The organism is Hydrogenophaga sp., assembly GCF_035481345.1.
In the GTDB taxonomy this organism is placed as follows: Bacteria; Pseudomonadota; Gammaproteobacteria; order Burkholderiales; family Burkholderiaceae_C; genus Hydrogenophaga.
Genome location: NZ_DATIGV010000188.1, coordinates 22,840 through 40,845 on the forward strand (window position 1 = coordinate 22,840; position 18,006 = coordinate 40,845).

Genomic DNA, 18,006 nt, shown 5'->3' on the forward strand with positions numbered 1-18,006 from the left:
GCCGTGCGCACCAGAGGGTCTGGCGTTTTCCCTGAGTCGGGCGTACCGTGGTTTGTCGCGTGGGCGACGCGCCGGGCACCGGAACCTCCGTCCAACGGGCGGGTCCATCCTTGTCATGGAGGTTTCATGTTCAAAAGCATCAAGGATCTGATCGAACAACTCACGGGCGAGCTGTCGTCGCCGGCCGACACCCCGCCCGACAACCACACCCTGCACCTGTCCACCGCCGTGCTGCTGGTGGAGGTGATGCGCGCCGCCCCCGAGGTGCACGAGGAGGAGTACGACGCCGTGCTGCGCGCCCTGCGCCGCAAGTTCGAACTCAGCGACGACGAGCTGCAGCGCCTGATCGAGCTGGCGCACGAGACCGCGCGCACCGCCTACGACTACCAGCGCTTCACGAGCCTGCTGAACGAACGATTCACTCACGCCCAGAAGGTGGCCATCGTCGAGGCCATGTGGGAGGTGGCGTACGCCGATTCGCACCTGGACGTGCACGAGAACGCCGTCATCCGCAAGGTGGCGGGGCTGTTGCACGTCACGCACGGCGAATACATCGCCGCCAAGCTGCACGCGCAGCATTCGGGGCCGCCATCGGGGCACGCCGAGCTGCCCTGAACGGGCCCGCGACACAAGCCCGGCAACGATCTTTGCGATGGCGCTGCGCCGCATTTACCGGCGCGATACATGGCCCGAGCACGATGAAGGCTCACCAACCCCCTCCCGAAAGGAGACAGCCATGAAAGCCCGTTCGTTGATCTCGATTGCCGTCGCCGCCACCACACTGGCCGTGAGCACGGCCTCCTTCGCTGGCGACGACCACCGCCGCGGACATCGCCACGACGGCCCCCGCGTCGAGCGCCACGTCGAGCGTCATGTCTACGACCGCGGCCCGCGGCATGTGCACCGCGACGTGCACCGCCACGTCCACCGCGACGTGCACGTCGTGAACCGCCACCACTACTACGACAACCGCGGCCCGCGCTGGCACCGCGGCCAGTACCTGCCGCGCGAATACCGCGGCGGGCGCTACGTGGTGGTGCAACACCACCCGCGCCTGTACCAGCCGCCGCGCGGCCACCACTGGGTGCAGGTCAATGGCGAATTCCTGCTGATCGCCGCCGCCACCGGCCTGATCGCCCACGCGATCCTCAACTGAGCGTCACCCGGGCGCCCTATCATCGCGGCATGCAACGCCGCCACGCCCTCTCCTCCATGGCCGCCCTCGCGGCCATGGGCTTTTTGTCCGCCTGCTCGCGCGAGCCCGACGCCGCGCCGCCGGCCCCGCCCATCGACCGCTCCCAAGCCCTGCAGGTGCTCGCCGCCGAAGGCAAGGGTTTCACCGTGGGCGCCATGATGGCCGCCCACACCGTCTACGTGCTGTTCGACCCTCAGTGCCCGCACTGCGCCGCGCTGTGGGAGTCGTCCCAGCCGCTGCTGCGCCAGGCGCGCTTCGTGTGGCTGCCGGTGGCCCTGCTCAATGCCAAGAGCCTGCCGCAGGGCGCCGCCATCCTGGGCGCGGCCAACCCGGCCGAGGCCATGTCGGCCCACGAGAAAAGCCTGCTGGCCAACCAGGGTGGCCTCTCCGCCTCGGCCAGCGTGCCCGCCGAGGTCGAGGCCGCCATCAAGCACAACACGGCGCTGCTCAATCGCCTGGGCGCGGAGTCCGTGCCCTTTGTCGTGGCGCGCGATCCCCAGGGTGGCGGCGCGCGCACCGTGGCCGGGGCCATGCCCACGGCGCAACTCGCCGGCTTCATCGGGCTGAGCGGCCAATAAGCGCGAACGGGCGCTGTCGTCGACAAGACGTCATGAATTAGTACAACGGAGGCATCTGAAAAGTAGGTCAATAGGATGACACTTGGTGATGCTCGTCACCGCGTTTGCGCGCGGGGCGTTTCGCCAACCATCCTTCGACCGCTCCATGCCCCGCCCCCCGCTCGCCCGATGGGCAATGGCCGCCCTCGCGGCGCCGCTGGCCATCACACACGGCCTCGCCCAGACCCTTCCCACCCCTGCCGGCCTGTCGCAAGCCGCCCCCCGGGCCCCGGCCGATGGCAGCCCGACCATCCCCGACCGGCGCCCCGGTCAAGTCCATCAGGCCCCTCCGAACCTCCAGGCCGGGGATCTGAGCCTCAACGAATCGGGCGCCCAATACCGCAGCGAATCGAGAGACGCCCGGATCGGCGCCCGGTTCGGGCGCGACTGGGGCGGTGGCGGCGGCTCGCGCATCGACATCGACTACGCGCGCCTGCTCGGTGACACCTGGGCCGTTGGCGCCAACGTTTCAGCGGGCACCGAGCACCAGGAGCTCATGCTCAATGGCCTGTACTCGCCCACGAAGGACTTGCACCTCGGCCTGTCGCTGGGCTGGCTGCGCGACACCGACACCTACCGCTTCTATTCGGGCCCCGACGACGTGGCCGTCGACCAGACCGCCGCCCTGCTGCGGGTGATCAAGCGTTTCGATCAAGGCTCGTGGCTCACGCAGCTCAACGCCAGCGCCTACGCGACGCGCGCGCACAAGCCCGATGTGCCGGATGCCGTGATGGTCGAGGAAACGCCCACCCTCATCCGCTTCCTCGTCGATCCGCGCGAAATCGCCCCGGGCCGCCTGCAGGGCTTCAACCTGGGCGTGGGCCTTGCACCCTGGGCCAACGCCGAGTTCAAGCTCACGCTGGGCCGCGAAACCCTGCACTACCGCTTCCAGGACGGCTCCAGCGAAAAGAACACCCGCACCACCACGGGCCTGGGCTACACCCACGCGCTGCCGGGCTGCTGGCAGCTCGAAGGCCAGGCCAACACGGGCGTGGCGGGCGACCGGCTTTCGTTCGGCGTGCGCCACGGCAAGTGGCACCTGGCGCTGGCGCGCGACGGCGGCGCCCAGGGCATGAAGCCACGCACCAGCCTGATGATGGGCCTTGAAGCCCCGCTGGATGGCCGCGCCTCGCGCTGCTCCACCCTGAGCCAGCGCCAGACCTCGGGCGTGCGTCGCCTCGACGAGGTGTTCCAGCGCCCGCGCGAGCTGCCCACGCGCGTGCTCGCCAAGGTCGACCTGACGGCCGTGCCGGTGCTGCTGGCCAGCCTGGACAAGTCCGGCCTGGGCGGTTCCACCGTGAGCGCCACGCCCGACGCGCTGATCATCAAACTGCCCGTGCCCGCTGTGGCCGTGGCTCAGGTGAGCTTGAATGGCGCGCCGTCGACCAACCTGGGCAGCGACGGCAAGCCGCTGGTCTGGGTGCAGGACGGTTCGCTCTACCTCGGCATCCGCCGCTTCCCCAACCCGGGCGCCGGTGCCACCACGCCCGTGTCCGTCGTGGTCGTGATGTCCGACGCCAGCCTGATCCTCGTGGACTTCAACGCGGTGGGGTACTGACATGCGCGCCCGCGGCTTTCCTTCTTTCCCCTCGATGACGCCATTCTTCCTTCCCTTGCTCAAGCGGCCCTGGCAATGGCTGCTGCTGCTCCTGGCCGGCACGCCCCTCGTCTGGGCCACCGGCGGCGTGAGCATCAGCAACCTGGTCATCACCACGGTCAAGCAGTTGTCCTTCGCACAGGCCAGGGCCGAGGTGAACGTCAACCAGCAGTTCACGCAGACCGCCACCGTGCGCCTGAGCCCGGGCGCCGTCACCTACGGCAGCAGCGACACGGCGGTGGCCATGGTCAACGCCCAGACGGGCCAGGTCACCGGCGTGCTCGCGGGTGAGGCCACCATCACCGCCAGCCAGGCCGCCTCGCCGCCGTACCCGGCCGCCAGCGCGACCTACACCATCAAGGTGAAGGGCCTGCCGGTCACGTTCCAGCCCTGGCAACTGGCCAGCGTGATGTACGGCGTACCGGCCTTCCAGATCGCGGCGCCCGTATCCAATGTCCAGAACGCCAGCATCGTCTACCGCCTCAAGGACACGGCCACCACGGTGGCCAGTGTCACGGAAACCGGTCTGATCACGGTGAAGGCCGTGGGCAAGACGATCATCGTGGCCACGCAGAAACCTCTGGGCGCCTACGAGGGTGGCAGCGTGGAGGCCGAACTCGAAGTGATGGCGGTGCCTGGCCTGAACGACCGGGAGATGCCCTACACCACCACCCCCATCGACCTGCTACCCCAACTCGGCGGGCAGAACGTCACCTACACCAGCAGCGCCGCCAGCGTGGCCACGGTCATCGGCAGCAGCGGCCAGCCGCAGGTCTCGCTCACGGGCCTGGGCCAGACGGTGCTGGAGGCCAGGAACAGCGCCGGCATCGTGGTGGCCAAGGCCACGTGGCGGGTGGTCGCGGGCCAACCCACGCTGACCGTGGATCCTGTGCCATCGCTCCCCTCCACCACCTTCGAGACCACGCTGCGCGCGCGCTCGAACAGCGCTGGCGCGATCGCCTTCAGCATCCCCGACCCGGCCCAGAACAACGAGATTGCCGAGATCGATGCAACGACAGGCCAACTGTGGGTCAAGGGCCCGGGCACGGTGCATGTGAAGGTGGCGCAAGCCGCGAATGGGCCCTGGGCCGCGCGCGAGATCATCGTCCCCGTCACCATCGAGGATGGCCTGCCGGGCGTCGTCATCACCCGCTCCCCCACGGGCGCGCTCAAGCAGGGCGATACCTTCAGCATCGGCTACCGCACCAACTTCCTCGGGGGCAGGGTCTCGGGGTGGGTCCATTGGCCCGGTGAACGCTGGTCGGCAGACGTCACCCATTTCCCCATGACTTCGCACGCACCGCCTGCAGGACTCGGCCAGGAAGGTACCTTCACCTTCCAGGTTGCACCCAAGACGGGCAACGGCCAGTACAACTTCATCATGGGCGTCGTGGAGTCGCCCTTCTTTGCTCAAACGATCTCGCCCTTGAGCAACATCGAGTCGCTGATCCGGCCGATCGAGGTCAATGGGCCGCCCCTGCCCGGCCTGTTCAATCTGGGCCCACCGCTGACCATGGTCTATGGCGACAAGCCGGTGATGCCGAAGTCCTACGACCAGAGCGGCGCCGAGGTCACCGACAACAACCGATGCACCCGCTTCTACGTGAAGGGCAACGGTGGTGTCCTGGGCGGCACGGGCCCGGGCTCGGACTTCGACAAGGACAGCTGGCAGACTTTGGGTGTCGGCCAGACCGAGATCGCTTGCGCCTACGCCATCAATACGAGCGTGGTCGACGACTACGACAGCGTGTTGGTCACCGTGATCGGCGCCGACCCTCGGCTGCAAGCCTTTCCCGCGATCACCATCGGCATGGATTCGAACCCGTACCCCTTGGCGCCCCCCGCCTCGCTCAACGGCACGGGCGCCTGGAGCTATGCCGTCGTGGACGCGAATGGGCAGATCAGCCCCGTGGCCCGGGTGGACAACAGCGGCGCGAGCCCGATGCTCGTGCCCTTGGCACCCAGCACCGGCCCGGTCTTCATCCGCGCCACCCAGGCCGCCGGCAGCAACTTCCGCGAAGCCAGCATCCAGGCCAGCCTGACGGTGAACCCGGCCCAGGTCAGGACATTCGAAACCATCTACGCCACCTACGGCGACCCGGACTTCGACATTCCGCGTCCGCTGGGCGTTGGCAGCAGCACGCCCATCCAATACCGGTTCCCTGTCCCCAACCAGGACGTGGCCGAGTTTCCCAACGGCCAGAACGGCAGGCTTCACATCCTGAACGCGGGGACGACCACCATCGAGGCCGACGTGGGTGGCACCACCTATACGGGCCAGATCATCGTGGCCAAGGCCACTCCCCGGCTCATGTTCTACGTCCCCCGTAAGGTCTTCGGCATATCGGCCTGCGGCGAGGATTGGACCTGGCCCATCGCCAACCAGGGGACCGGCAACGACGTGGAAGGCACCTTGATCACCAACAGCGATGGCGCTCTGTACTACCCCATGGGTGCCGTGCCTCACGGAGGCGGCTTCACGGGCCCGAACCCCGACGGGCGCTACTGGTTCCGCAGGATGGGCTCAGCCGTGTACGTCGAATCGAACGCCCCCTGGTTGCCGGCCTGGGTGGAGCAATCCGAATCGCGCAACTTCAAGGAGGCTCGCAGCGAGACGGTGTACTACGGCCTCTGGGCGGACGAGGACGTCGCTTGGCAGGAATCGATACAGGAGTGGAGAACCTCCTGCAACCAGTGAACATCGCGCCGCTCAGCGCCGGCGCGGCCCGCGTGTCGGCCGATCCCGCTCCCTCTCCTGTCGCCGCAGCGCATCCGCCGCCCTGCCCGCGCGCAACCACTCCAGGTACTGCTGCGGCGTCTCCAGCGTGATGCGCCCCATCAGGGTCGCGCGGAAGTCGCCAATCACCAGCTCTGCGGCCTTCTGCGCGTCCACGCGCCCACCGCTCACCAGCGCGCCGCGCTGACGGCCGATGGCCTCCAGCAGTTCCTCGGCGGGCACCTGCGCCAAGGCCTGGGGCGTGAAGCCGAAGCCGTAGCGCGCGATCAGCGGGCCGGGGTAGGCCAGCTTCAGGTTGTCCAGCAGCTCCAGCGCAACTTCCTGGTCGTCGTAGGCGTTGCGCCCCACGGCCCCGCTGGCCGCGAGGTGGAAACCACTTTGCGGCACGATGATGCGCGGCCACAGCATGCCGGGTGTGTCGTAGAGGTAGAAGTCGTCCGCCAGCACCAGGCGCTGCTCGGTGCGCGTCACACCCGCTTCGTCACCCGTCTTGGCGGAGCGTTTGCCCACCAGGGTGTTGATGAGCGTGCTCTTGCCCACGTTGGGGATGCCGCAGATCAGCACGCGCAAGGGCTTGACCATGCCACCGCGGTTCGGTGCCAGTTCGCGGCAGGCCGCGATCAGCGCGCGCGCTGGTGCCGTGACACTGGCGTCGAGCGCAATGGCGCGGGTGCCGGGCTGGGCGTTGTAGTGCGCCAGCCAGAGCGCGGTGCGCTCGGGGTCGGCCAGGTCCTGCTTGTTGAGCACCTTGAGCGTCGGCCGCTTCTGCGTGAGTTCGCGCAGCAAGGGGTTGGCGCTGGAGCCGGGCAGGCGCGCGTCCAGCATCTCGATCACCACGTCGATGGACTTCACGCGCTCGCCGATGGCCTGGCGCGTGAGGTGCATGTGACCGGGAAACCACTGGACGCTCATGGGAGACGGAGGGGGCAAAAGGGCGGAAGGACGCGCATTGTGCCTTGGTACAAGCCCGCCCCCCGATCAGGGCCCGTCTGCCTAGAATGCCCCGTCCTTCCCCCGTCCCAGCGAAAGGCAAGCATGGCCATCACCGTCAAGATCGACCTCGGCTACGAATTCGCCGTCAAGGCCAAGGCGGCCGAGGTGTTCAAGCTGCTGTCCGACGTGCCCGCGTCGGTGGCGCACTTTCCCAAGGTCGAGAAGCTCACCGACCTGGGCGGCGGCAGCTACCAGTGGGAGATGGAGAAGGTCGGCACGGCCCAGGTCAACATCCAGACCGTGTACGCGAGCAAGTACACCAGCAAGTGGGACGAGGCCAAGGGCACCGGCACGGTGAAGTGGACGCCCGTCAAGGGCGTGGGCAACGCGCAGGTGGGCGGCCATTGGAAGATTGCCGATCAGAAGAAATCCACCGCGATCGAACTCGCGATCGAGGGCACGGTGGACGTGCCGCTGCCCAGCCTGATGAAGATGGTGGTGGCGCCCGTGGTCGAAGCCGAGTTCGAGAAGCTGGTCGACAAATACATTGCCAACCTGGTGAAGAAGTTCGGCGGCGAGGCCTGAAGGCGCTTCAAGCTTTCTTCATGGCGGGGCCGGAACGGGGCCTTGGGGTGGCGCACTCAAGACAGGTTTGGCGCTTGCCAGACGGTTCCCCCAACCACTCCACCGCCATCCCATGCGCCTGCGCTCATTGTCCTGCCCGCCGTCTCTTCGGGGCACCCATGCTCCGCCTGCCCTGCCGCCTCAGCCTCGCGCACCTTCGACCTGCTCAAGCTCGCCGAGCGCCTCCACGGAAGCGGAAGAATCCTACGACAGCGGGTCGGCGTCCACCGACGATGACCCCACCTACGCTGACCTCATCTCTCCCGATCTCCACGCCACCGTCGCGTCGGTGCTGGAGCGCCGCTTCGAACAGGCCATGCCGCTCATGAGCCCCAGTGCCGGGCAGCTCTGGTTCCTGATCTGACCGCTGGCGGGGGCCTCAGGCCGCCAGCGGCTGGCCCTTTCCCGCCGCCGCCACGCGCGGACGCCCCAGGCGCTCGGCCGACACATATTCCTGCCGATACACCTCGAAGGGCATGGAGTCGGCCGCCTCGATGGCGCGCTGGTCGTCCAGGGAACGTTTCGCCAGCGCCTCGAAGCGTGCCTGCTGGGCATCGCTCCAGGGCAGACCCAGCAAGTGCCGGTGCGTGAGCACCGACTGCCCGCGCGCGAAGGCGATGAAGGAATCGTCGTGGTGCGCCGACATGGCGCGCAGCACGCGCGCCGAGGGCAGCAGGTCGGGCTGGCGCAGCGTGCTGCGCGCGTGCGCCACGGCCAGCGCGTGCGCGTCGGTGCCTTCCAGCTCGTCCAATGCGTCGGCAATGGGCTGCAGCTGTTCGATGATCTCCAGGCCCCAGTCGGCCAGCTTCACGGGTGAGCCGCGGCGCAGCAGCTCCAGGCCGGGCTCGCGGCCGCGCGCGGCCGTCAGGTGCTGGTTCTGTGCGAGCTCGCGGATCTCGCTCGGCGTGTCGGACGGGCTGTCCGCCAGCAGGCAGTGCAGCAGGAAGACGTCAAGGAAGCGCAGCGTCATCGCGTCGATGCCGATGGGCTCGAAGGGGTTGAGGTCGAGCAGGCGGACCTCGATGTATTCGACGCCACGCTCGCGCAGCGCGTGCAGCGGACGCTCGCCCGGGAAGATGACGCGCTTGGGGCGAATGGTGCCGTAGAACTCGTTCTCGATCTGCAGCAGCGTGGTGGCGAGCTGGTTGTAGTCGCCGCCCGGGTTGCGGATGCCCACGGTTTCGTAGGCGGGCCAGGGCCGCGTGAGCGCGTCGTGCAGCGACGCCGCGTAACCCTCGAGGCCGTTGTAGCTCACGGCCAGCGTGGCCTGCGCCTCGCTCTGGTAGCCCAGGCGGCCCATGCGCAGCGAGGTGCCGTGCGGCATGTACAGCGTGCCGCTCGCGCCGAGCTTCTGCAACTCGTGGTTGCGGCCTTCGACGAAGCTGGAACACACGGCCGGCGAGGCGCCGAACAGTGTGAGCAGCAGGAAGGCGTGGCGGCGGAAGTTGCGGATCAGCGCGAAGTAGCCCTCGTTGTCCACGCCGGGCAGGGACCAGTTGTAGTGGATGCCCGAGATGGTCTGCATGCGCCGGCCATAGCGGTGGCCCAGGCCCATTCGGTAGACGCTCTTGGCGCGGCCCACGTTGGACGAACCATAGCGGCCGAGGGGAATGGTCTCGTCGGTGGGCAGGCCGCAGGGCATGCTCGACACCCAGAGCATTTCGTCGCCCTGCGCCTTGAGCGAGCGCAGCACGAACTGGTGCACCTCGCCCAGCTCGGCCAGGCAGCTCTCGACGCTGGCGTGCACGCCGGTGATGAGTTCGAGCTGCGACTCGCTGTAGTCGGTGGTGATGTGGGGGTGCGTCAGCGCGCTGCCCAGCGCGGCCGGGTGCGGGGTGAGCGCCAGCTTGCCATCGGGCTGCGACCGCAGGCTCTCTTTCTCGAGGCCACGGCGCATGCCGCGAAGGCGCTCGGGGCCCAAGGCGGCCAGCCGTTGTTGCAGTGCAGACATAAGGACACTCTTGCGAAGCGGGGGCCGGAAGTTAACACGGCTGCGCGGATTCTGCAGACGCCTCGTCGGGGCATCCCCAGGCGGCCTGGGCCCGGGCGATCCAGGCCTCGATCGCCACGGGATCGTGGTGTAGGCGCAGCTCGTCGAAGGCGGTCTGCGCCTCGGGGTAGCGGTGGCGCAGGTAGTTGAGCCATTGCTTGAGCCGCCCCGCGCGGTGGCGCCGCTCCACGCGCGCGCTCACCCGGGCCCAGAACAGCGGCAGCAGCGGCACCACGCGCGACCACGCCACCTCGCCCTCGCCGCGAATCGACAGTGCCAGGCCCGGGTCGGTGATCTGGCCGCGGCCGATCATGAGGTGCTCGCAACCCGTGACGGCCTGGCAGCGGCGCGCATCGTCCGCATTCCAGATCTCGCCGTTGGCGATGAGCACCGGCCGCTGCGTGGGCAGGGCCTGCGCCACCCGCGCGATGCGCTCCCAGTGAGCGGGCGGCTTGTAGCCCTGGGCCTTGGTGCGCGCGTGGATCACGAGCTCGCTCGCGCCCGCCTCGGTGATGGCCAGCGCGTTGTCCTCGGCACGCGCGTCGTCCATGTAGCCCAGGCGCATCTTGGCCGACACCGGCAGGTGCGCGGGCACCGCGCGCCGCACCGCCGCCACGATGCGGCCCACGAGCTCGGGCTCGTCGAGCAGGATCGCGCCGCCCCGGCTGTTGTTCACCGTCTTGGCGGGGCAGCCGAAGTTCAGGTCGATGCCCGGGGGCTGCAGCGCGGCCAGGCGCGCCGCGTTCTCTGCCAGCAGCGTGGGGTCGGAGCCCAGCAGCTGCGGGCGCACCGGCACGCCGGCCACCGTGCGCCCGCCGTTCAGCAGTTCGGGCACCACGCGGATGAAGGCGCGCTCCGGGAGCAGGGTGTTGGTGATGCGGATGAATTCGCTCGTGCAGCGGTCCACGCCGCCCAGGCGCGTGAGCACGTCGCGCAGCGTGGCGTCGAGCAGGCCTTCCATGGGAGCGAGCAGCAGCATGGGCCGTATTGTCCCGTGGCGGCGGGCCCGCGCCCGGCGGCGGGGACAATCCCGCCCATGAACACCGCCGTGGATGAGCTGCACCTGGTGCACGAGGACGACGCCCTGATCGTGCTCGACAAACCCTCGGGCCTGCTGGCCGTGCCCGGGCGCGGGCCGGACAAGCAGGACTGCCTGAGCGCGCGCGCCCAGGCGCGCTGGCCCGAGGCGCTCATCGTGCACCGGCTCGACATGGCGACCTCGGGCCTGGTGATCATGGCGCGCGGCCTGGCCATGCAGCGCGCCCTGTCCCTGGCCTTCGAGAAGCGCCGCGTGCACAAGCGCTACACCGCCGTGGTGGCCGGCCGGCTGGCCAACCCCGACGCCGGCAACGGCTGGCAGACCATCGACCTGCCGCTCATGATCGACTGGATGAACCGGCCGCGCAGCATCGTGCACCACGGCATGGGCAAACCCAGCCTGACCCGCTGGCGCCTGGCGGCCGATGACCAAGGCGCGCACAAGGACATCGGCACGCGCTTAGAACTCGAACCCGTGACCGGGCGCACCCACCAGTTGCGCGTGCACCTGCAGGCCATCGGCCACCCCATCGTGGGCGATCCGCTTTACGCCAGCGAGGCGCAGCGCGCGCTGGCACCGCGCCTGCTGCTGCACGCGGGCTGGCTCGCCTTGCCGCACCCCGTCAGCGGCGACACACTCGAACTGCACAGCCCCTGCCCTTTCTGAACCCGAACGACCGACCCGAAGAGACACAACGCATGACCACCCCCCACCTCACCATCCTCACCGGCGCCTCGCGCGGCATGGGCCAGGCCATGGCCCGGCAACTGCTCTCGCCCAACCACGTGCTGCTGTGCCTGTCGCGCCAGATCAGCGACGAACTGCAGGCCGAGGCCGAGCGCCTGGGCGCACCGCTCACGCAGTGGTCGCAGGACCTGGCCGACACCGGCGGCGCGCGCGATCGCCTGTCGAACTGGCTCACCGGCCTGAACCCGAAGGAGATCGCCAGCGCCACGCTGATCAACAACGCGGGCGTGCTGCCCGCCATCGTGCCGCTGCCCGACTGCCCACCCGAGCAGCTCACGAACGCCCTGCGCGTGGGGCTGGAGGCGCCCATGCACCTCACCGCCGCGTTTCTGGGCGCCACGCGCGCCTGGGTGCAAGCGGGCTGGAAAGGCCCGCGCCGCGTGCTCAACATCTCCTCCGGCCTGGGCCGCAACGCCATGGCCTCGCAGGCGCCGTACTGCGCGGCCAAGGCCGGCCTGGACCACTTCACGCGCTGCTGCGCGCTGGAAGAACTGCACCAGCCGCACGGCGCCAGGCTCGTGTCGCTGGCCCCGGGCGTGATCGACACCGACATGCAGATCCACCTGCGCGGCAGCGAAGCCCAGGCCTTCCCCGACCGCCAGCGCTTCGTCGACCTGCGCGAGAAAGGCCTGCTGAGCAGTCCCGAAGACGCCGCCACGCGCGTGCTCGCCTGGCTCGACCGATCGGACTTCGGCCAGAACCCCGTGGCCGACGTGCGCGACGCCTGAGCCTTCACCCGCGAGGTCGCCATGCTGCAACGCCGCCGCTTCCTCGCCGTCTGCGTCCTCGCTGCGGGTGGCGCTCGCGCCCAGTCCAGCGACTTCTGGGCCCGCCTGCGCGAAGGGGGCAACGTGGTGCTCATGCGCCACGCCCGCACCGAGCCCGGTGTGGGCGATCCGCCCGGCTTTCGCCTGGGCGAATGCGCCACGCAACGCAACCTGAGCGCCGAAGGCCGTGAACAGGCCCGCCGCGTCGGCGAGGCCTTCCAACGCGAGGCCATCCGCCTCGACGAGGTGCGCAACAGCGCCTGGTGCCGTTGCGTGGACACCGCGCAGCTGGCCTTTGGCCGGCAGGGGGTGTGGACGCCCATCAATTCGTTCTTCGGCAGCGCGCCAGCGCGCGAGGCGCAGACGCGCGAGGTGCTGGCCGCCGCGCGCGCGCTGCGCGCGCCCACGAACTGGATGCTCGTCACGCACCAGGTGAACATCACCGCACTCACCGGCGAGTACCTGGCCATGGGCGAGGTCTTCGTGACGCGGCCCCAGGGCGAGCGCCTGCGCGTGCTGGCGCGCCAGACCTTCTGACACGGGCCCGCGCTACCATGCCCCGTTCCCCCTTCCCCCTCAGATCACTGGAGTTCACATGAGTCGAGACGTCTACGTCGTCAGCGCGGTGCGCACCGCCATCGGTACCTTCGGCGGCAGCCTGAAAGACACGCCCCCCACCGCGCTGGGCGCGCTGGTCGTGCGCGAATCGCTCGCCCGCGCGCACGTCGACGGCGCCGACGTGGGCCATGTGGTGTTCGGCCACGTCGTCAACACCGAGCCGCGCGACATGTACCTCTCGCGTGTGGCCGCGCTCGACGGCGGCTGCGCGCAGGGCACGCCGGCCTTCAACGTGAACCGCCTCTGCGGCTCGGGGCTGCAGGCCATCGTCTCGGCGGCGCAGGGCATCCTGCTCGGCGACACCGAGATCGCCATCGGCGCGGGCGCCGAGAACATGAGCCGCGCGCCCTACGCCAGCCTGAACACCCGCTTCGGCGCGCGCATGGGCGACGTCACCTTGATCGACATGATGGTCGGTGCCCTGCACGACCCCTTCCACACCATCCACATGGGCGTGACGGCCGAGAACATCGCCGCCAAGTGGGGCATCAGCCGCGAGGAGCAGGACCGGCTCGCCGCCGAAAGCCACCGCCGCGCGCAGCACGCCGTGGAAGCCGGGTACTTCAAGGAGCAGATCGTTCCCGTGATGCTCAAGAGCCGCAAGGGCGAGGTGGCCTTCGACACCGACGAGCACTTCCGCCCCAACGCCACCGTGGAGGACATGGCCAAGCTCAAGCCTGTGTTCGTGAAGGAGAACGGCACCGTCACCGCGGGCAACGCCTCCGGCATCAACGACGCCGCGGCGGCCGTGGTGCTGATGAGTGGCGAAGAGGTCAAGGCGCGCGGCATCAACCCCATCGCGCGGCTGGTGGGCTATGCCCACGCGGGCGTGGACCCCAAGTACATGGGCATCGGCCCCGTGCCGGCCACGCAGGCCGTGCTCAAGAAGACCGGGCTGAGCCTGAACGACATCGACGTCATCGAGGCCAACGAGGCCTTCGCCGCCCAGGCCTGCGCCGTCATCCGAGACCTCGGGCTCGACCCCGCCAAGGTCAACCCCAATGGCTCGGGCATCTCGCTGGGCCACCCCATCGGCGCCACCGGTGCGCTGATCACGGTGAAGGCCATCCACGAGCTCGACCGCTGCCAGGGCCGCTTCGCGCTGGTCACCATGTGCATCGGCGGTGGCCAGGGCATCGCGGCCATCTTCGAACGTTCCTGATCCCGCACCGGAGGCCCGCATGCACGGACTGCCGACCGCCGAGCCGGCGGACCTGGGGTTGAGCCCCGAGCGCACGCAGCGCATCGTGCGGGCGCTGCAAGCCGACGTGGACCGCGGCCGCCTGCCCGGCGCCGCGGTGCTCATCGCCCGGCACGGCCGCGTGGTGCAGGATGCGGCCATCGGCCGCCTCGACCCCGCGCGCGACGCGCCCATGGGCACGGATGCGATCTTTCGCATCTACTCCATGACCAAGCCCATCGTCTCGGTGGCGGCCATGATGCTCGTCGAGCAGGGCCGCTTGCAGTTGAGCGACCCGGTAGGCCGCTACATCCCCGGCTTCCTGCACCAGCGCGTCGCCGTGCCGGGCGCACACGGCGTGAAGCTGGTGGCCGCCGAGCGGCCCGCCACCGTGCAGGACCTGCTGCGCCACACCGCCGGCCTGACGTATGAGTTCACCGGCAACGGCCACGTGAACGAGCTCTACGCGCAAGCCGGCCTGGGCAGTCGCGACCAGACCAACGCCGAGCTCTGCGAGCGCCTGGCCGCGCTGCCGCTGGCGCACCAGCCCGGCACCGCCTGGGCCTACAGCCGTGCCACCGACGTGCTGGGCCGGGTGATCGAAGTCATCACCGGCCAGACCCTGGCCGAGCACCTGCGTGGGGCTGTCCTGCAACCGCTGGGCATGCATGAGACGGGCTTTCACGTGCCGCCCGCGCAGCACCACCGCATCGCCGAAGCCTTCACCCACGATCCCGACGGCGGCGTGCAGATGCCGATGCACGACCCGCGCGAGGTGCCGAAGCTGGAGATGGGTGGCGGCGGGCTCATGTCCACCGCGCACGACTACGCGCGCTTTCTGCAGTGCCTGCTCAACGGCGGCGAACTGGACGGCCAGCGCCTGCTCTCACCGCACACCCTGGCCTTCATGACGGCCGACCACCTGGGCGCCAGCGTGCCCCATGCCGACAACCCGCTGCTGCCGCCGGGCCACGGCTTCGGCCTGGGCTTCGCGGTGCGCACCGCGCTGGGCGAGGCCAGCGTGCCGGGCTCCCTGGGCACCTACCACTGGAGCGGCATCGGCGGCACGCACTTCTTCGTCGACCCCACGCTGGGCCTGTTCGCCATCTTCATGGCGCAGGCGCCGAACCAGCGGATCCACTACCGGGGGGTGATGCGGGGACTGGTGTACGGCGCGTTGGTCGATTGACCACCCGGACAGCGCATGTGAATCTCGCGCCGATGCGAGGCTTGAACTGGAACGACCTGGACAGTGGCGACGGCTATGTGCGCGAAGCGGCGCTGCGTGACTTGTCGGGCCCGGCACCGAACGGCTTCGCCATGGCCCTGGCGCTGCGCCGTCTCAACGACTGGGTGCCGCAGGTTCGCTCGGCCGCCCGCGAAACATTACCGGCCCTGGCCGAGGCATCGGACCCCGAACAAGTCGTCGATGCGCTGTGCGGCGCGCCCTGGCCCATCGAACCCTGATCACGGGTCAGGCCGCCTGGGTCGATGGGTATCGGTGGCAATGGACCGACCTGCGGCACGGCCGGGGCCGCTCACAGGGTGTTCTGGGCCAACGGGCCCTGGAACACCGCCCAGCGCTGTCGCAGGCGCTGGACAACGCCGCGGCCGATCGCTCGCCCATCGTGCGGCGCGAGGCGGCCAAGGGGCTCGTCGACGCCATGGACGCCCTGGGCAGCGCGGCCCTGCCATTGGCCCGCCGATTGGCCACTGACCCATCGGCCCGCATCGCCGAACGGGGAACATTCGTCCTGCGGCGTTTGCAGGGTTCGCCCGCCTGAGCGGCCCTACCCCCGTCCCGGCAGCGCCTTCAGGTACAGGTGCAGCGCCCGCAGGTCCGTCTCGCTCATCTCCCGCAGCGACTCGAAGGGCATCACCTGAACCGCCGTCCCGTCCGGCCGCTTGCCGCTGCGGAACATGGCGATCAGCGCGTCGGCGTCGGCGTAGCGCCCCATCACGCTGCCCTCGCCCGGCGCCAGCCGCGAGGCCGCTGGCCAGTCGGGCGGGCCGCCGGGGATCTTGCCGCCCACCAGGCCCTCGCGGTGGCAGCCAATGCACATGTTCGCCACGTACTGGCCATGCGCCAGCGTCACGCCCTCGGGCACCGGTTGCTGCGGCGGCAGCGTGTGGTCGATGCGCGAAGCCGCATCAGGTACCACACCAAAGCCATAGAGCGCGCGCACCGGCAGCGGCAGTTTCACCACCGCGCCCGAGCCTGTCTGCGGCGGCAGTGAGCGGATGTGGGCCACGAGCGCAGCCAGGTCGTCGTCCGTGAAGCGGTTGTAGTCCTCGCTCGGCATCACCATCAGCGCGCGGCCCTTGGGGTCCACGCCATGGCGGATGGCGCGCACCCAGTCCACCGGCTGGTAGGCGCCCACCACGCCGCCGGGGCCGGTGGTGATGTTGGGGCCGGCGATGGTGAGTGCCCCGTCGTCCACAAAGGTGCGGCCGGCGCCGTTGGCACCGTGGCAGTCCACGCAGCCGCGGGACGCGTAGAGGTAGCGCCCGCGCTCCAGCGAGGCTGCGTCGCTCTTGAAGGGCACGGCCTGCACGGCCACGTCCACGCGGCGTTGCTGTTTGCGTTCGGCCAGAAAGATGCCAGTGGCCAGGGCGGCGGCGGCCAGAAGCACCACGCTGCCCAGTCCAATGCCGAGCACGCGCAGCCAGCGCGTGCCGTTCTTGTTCGTCGTCATGTACCCCTCCTCGTTGAGTGGAGCGATTGCACGACAGCGGGCCCAGGCGCGTCAACGCTCCGATGGAGGAAAAGCGCGTCGGTGTCGCTGGGTTAAGGGATTTTTCAGATGCGGTGACCCATGCGCGCCGCGCCGGCCAGCGGTGTCGGGCCTGGCGGGGTGGCATACACACGGTATGTGCAGAAGCGCGGGCGCACGCTATGGTCCGGGCCTTAGCTGTCACGTTGCTGCGCCCACACCATGTCCCTCGCCCACCTGCTCGCCCGCCAAGCCCGCACTTCGCCCGACACCCCCGCCGTCTTCCATGGCACCGAGCCCTGGGCCACGCACGCGCAATGGGCGCAACGCAGCGCGGCACTGGCCCAGCGCCTGCGCGCACAAGGGCTGCAGCCCGGTGACCGGGTGGTGCTGTTCCTGCGCAACCACCCGCGCTACCTGGAGCTGCTGTGGGGCGCGTGGTGGGCCGGGCTGGCGGTGGTGCCGGTCAACGCCAAGCTGCACCCGGCCGAGGTGGAGTGGATCATCGGCAACGCGCAGGCGCGCTGGGCCTTCGTGACGCGCGACATGGCGCCACAGGCCCTGGCCGGGCTGGACCGGCAGATCGACATCGAATCACCCGAGGCCGACGCGCTGCTGGCGCCGCTGCCACGGGGCGCCCTGTCCGATCCGCACGACAACGCGCCGGACGACATGGCCTGGCTGTTCTACACCAGCGGCACCACCGGCCGACCCAAGGGCGTGATGCTCACGCACCGCAACCTCATGACCATGGGCCTGTGCTACTTCGTCGACGTGGACCCCGTGGACCGCGGCGACGCCATCGTGTACGCCGCGCCGATGTCGCACGGCTGCGGGCTGTACGCCATCCCGCACCTGATGGCCGGCGCGCGCCACGTGGTGCCGGCTTCGGGCGGGGTGGAGCCGGCCGAGCTGTTCGCGCTCGGACAGGCGCTGGGGCCCCTGTCCACGTTCGCGGCACCCACCATCGTGAAACGGCTGGTGGACCATGCAGAGGCCCAGGGCCTTGGACCGACCGAGGCGGCGCGCGCGTTCAAGACCATCGTCTACGGGGGCGCGCCCATGTACCTGGCCGACATCCAGCGCGCACTGCGCGTGATGGGCCCTCGCTTCGTTCAGATCTACGGCCAGGGTGAAACGCCCATGGTGGGCACCGCGCTCGCGCGGCGGCACATCGCCGACGCCGCGCACCCGGACCACGCGGCGCGCCTGGCCTCGGTGGGTGTGGCGCAGACGCCAGTGCAGGTG

19 protein-coding genes are annotated in these 18,006 nt (G+C 69.8%); 15 read left to right on the top strand and 4 right to left on the bottom strand.

Annotated elements, in window-relative coordinates; genetic code table 11:
• The first annotated feature begins 126 nt into the window (after positions 1–126).
• From VLG41_RS20265 to VLG41_RS20285, 5 genes are all read left to right on the top strand, one after another.
• Complete coding sequence (locus VLG41_RS20265; protein ID WP_325351194.1) at positions 127–615, top strand: TerB family tellurite resistance protein; 489 nt, start codon at positions 127–129, stop codon at positions 613–615.
• A 121-nt stretch (positions 616–736) separates the two neighbouring features.
• On the top strand, positions 737–1,156 hold the full coding sequence (locus VLG41_RS20270; protein WP_325351195.1) for an RcnB family protein: 420 nt from the start codon (positions 737–739) through the stop codon (positions 1,154–1,156).
• A gap of 29 nt (positions 1,157–1,185) precedes the next feature.
• Positions 1,186–1,773, top strand: a complete 588-nt coding sequence (locus VLG41_RS20275; RefSeq protein ID WP_325351196.1) for a thioredoxin fold domain-containing protein — start codon at positions 1,186–1,188, stop codon at positions 1,771–1,773.
• 145 nt (positions 1,774–1,918) lie between these two features.
• A complete protein-coding gene (locus VLG41_RS20280) occupies positions 1,919–3,370 on the top strand; it encodes a hypothetical protein (protein ID WP_325351197.1) in 1,452 nt (483 codons plus the stop codon).
• A gap of 34 nt (positions 3,371–3,404) precedes the next feature.
• Positions 3,405–6,107, top strand: a complete 2,703-nt coding sequence (locus VLG41_RS20285; protein WP_325351198.1) for an Ig-like domain-containing protein — start codon at positions 3,405–3,407, stop codon at positions 6,105–6,107.
• 12 nt (positions 6,108–6,119) lie between these two features.
• Here VLG41_RS20285 and ylqF read toward each other — a convergent pair whose 3' ends face one another.
• Positions 6,120–7,058, bottom strand: coding sequence for a ribosome biogenesis GTPase YlqF (gene ylqF / locus VLG41_RS20290; protein WP_325351199.1), 939 nt, complete (start codon positions 7,056–7,058; stop codon positions 6,120–6,122).
• A 123-nt stretch (positions 7,059–7,181) separates the two neighbouring features.
• Here ylqF and VLG41_RS20295 point away from each other — a divergent pair, with 123 nt between their 5' ends.
• Positions 7,182–7,664 (top strand): SRPBCC family protein, encoded by a 483-nt coding sequence (locus VLG41_RS20295; RefSeq protein WP_325351200.1) that lies wholly within the window; start codon positions 7,182–7,184, stop codon positions 7,662–7,664.
• 112 nt (positions 7,665–7,776) lie between these two features.
• Positions 7,777–8,067, top strand: coding sequence for a hypothetical protein (locus VLG41_RS20300; protein ID WP_325351201.1), 291 nt, complete (start codon positions 7,777–7,779; stop codon positions 8,065–8,067).
• A 15-nt stretch (positions 8,068–8,082) separates the two neighbouring features.
• Here the strand turns inward: VLG41_RS20300 and gshA are convergent, their stop codons facing one another.
• Positions 8,083–9,654 (bottom strand): glutamate--cysteine ligase, encoded by a 1,572-nt coding sequence (gshA, locus tag VLG41_RS20305; protein WP_325351202.1) that lies wholly within the window; start codon positions 9,652–9,654, stop codon positions 8,083–8,085.
• A 31-nt stretch (positions 9,655–9,685) separates the two neighbouring features.
• Entirely contained in the window at positions 9,686–10,672 is a 987-nt protein-coding gene (locus tag VLG41_RS20310) for a tRNA dihydrouridine synthase (RefSeq protein ID WP_325351203.1), read from the bottom strand.
• Positions 10,673–10,729: 57 nt separating this feature from the next.
• Between VLG41_RS20310 and VLG41_RS20315 the strand changes: the two genes are divergently transcribed.
• The 7 genes from VLG41_RS20315 to VLG41_RS20345 are packed head-to-tail and all read left to right on the top strand — an operon-like array spanning position 10,730 to position 15,828.
• Positions 10,730–11,398, top strand: coding sequence for an RluA family pseudouridine synthase (locus VLG41_RS20315; RefSeq protein ID WP_325351204.1), 669 nt, complete (start codon positions 10,730–10,732; stop codon positions 11,396–11,398).
• Positions 11,399–11,430: 32 nt separating this feature from the next.
• Positions 11,431–12,207: an SDR family NAD(P)-dependent oxidoreductase gene (locus VLG41_RS20320; RefSeq protein ID WP_325351205.1), complete on the top strand. Its 777-nt coding sequence runs from the start codon at positions 11,431–11,433 to the stop codon at positions 12,205–12,207.
• Positions 12,208–12,228: 21 nt separating this feature from the next.
• Entirely contained in the window at positions 12,229–12,783 is a 555-nt protein-coding gene (locus VLG41_RS20325; RefSeq protein WP_325351206.1) for a histidine phosphatase family protein, read from the top strand.
• 58 nt (positions 12,784–12,841) lie between these two features.
• Complete coding sequence (gene bktB / locus VLG41_RS20330; RefSeq protein WP_325351207.1) at positions 12,842–14,026, top strand: beta-ketothiolase BktB; 1,185 nt, start codon at positions 12,842–12,844, stop codon at positions 14,024–14,026.
• A gap of 19 nt (positions 14,027–14,045) precedes the next feature.
• Positions 14,046–15,233, top strand: coding sequence for a serine hydrolase domain-containing protein (locus tag VLG41_RS20335; RefSeq protein ID WP_325351208.1), 1,188 nt, complete (start codon positions 14,046–14,048; stop codon positions 15,231–15,233).
• A gap of 41 nt (positions 15,234–15,274) precedes the next feature.
• On the top strand, positions 15,275–15,511 hold the full coding sequence (locus VLG41_RS20340; RefSeq protein ID WP_325351209.1) for a hypothetical protein: 237 nt from the start codon (positions 15,275–15,277) through the stop codon (positions 15,509–15,511).
• Positions 15,481–15,828 carry a hypothetical protein gene (locus VLG41_RS20345; RefSeq protein ID WP_325351210.1) on the top strand — a complete coding sequence of 116 codons (348 nt, stop codon included), beginning with the start codon at positions 15,481–15,483 and terminating at the stop codon, positions 15,826–15,828. Before VLG41_RS20340 ends, VLG41_RS20345 begins: the two co-directional genes overlap by 31 nt.
• Positions 15,829–15,834: 6 nt before the next feature.
• Here the strand turns inward: VLG41_RS20345 and VLG41_RS20350 are convergent, their stop codons facing one another.
• Positions 15,835–16,740: a cytochrome c gene (locus tag VLG41_RS20350; protein ID WP_325351211.1), complete on the bottom strand. Its 906-nt coding sequence runs from the start codon at positions 16,738–16,740 to the stop codon at positions 15,835–15,837.
• Positions 16,741–16,980: 240 nt separating this feature from the next.
• On the opposite strand from VLG41_RS20350, the gene VLG41_RS20355 reads away from it, so the two are divergent.
• Positions 16,981–18,006 (top strand): class I adenylate-forming enzyme family protein (locus tag VLG41_RS20355; RefSeq protein ID WP_325351212.1); only part of this gene is annotated, 1,026 nt, incomplete at its 3' end.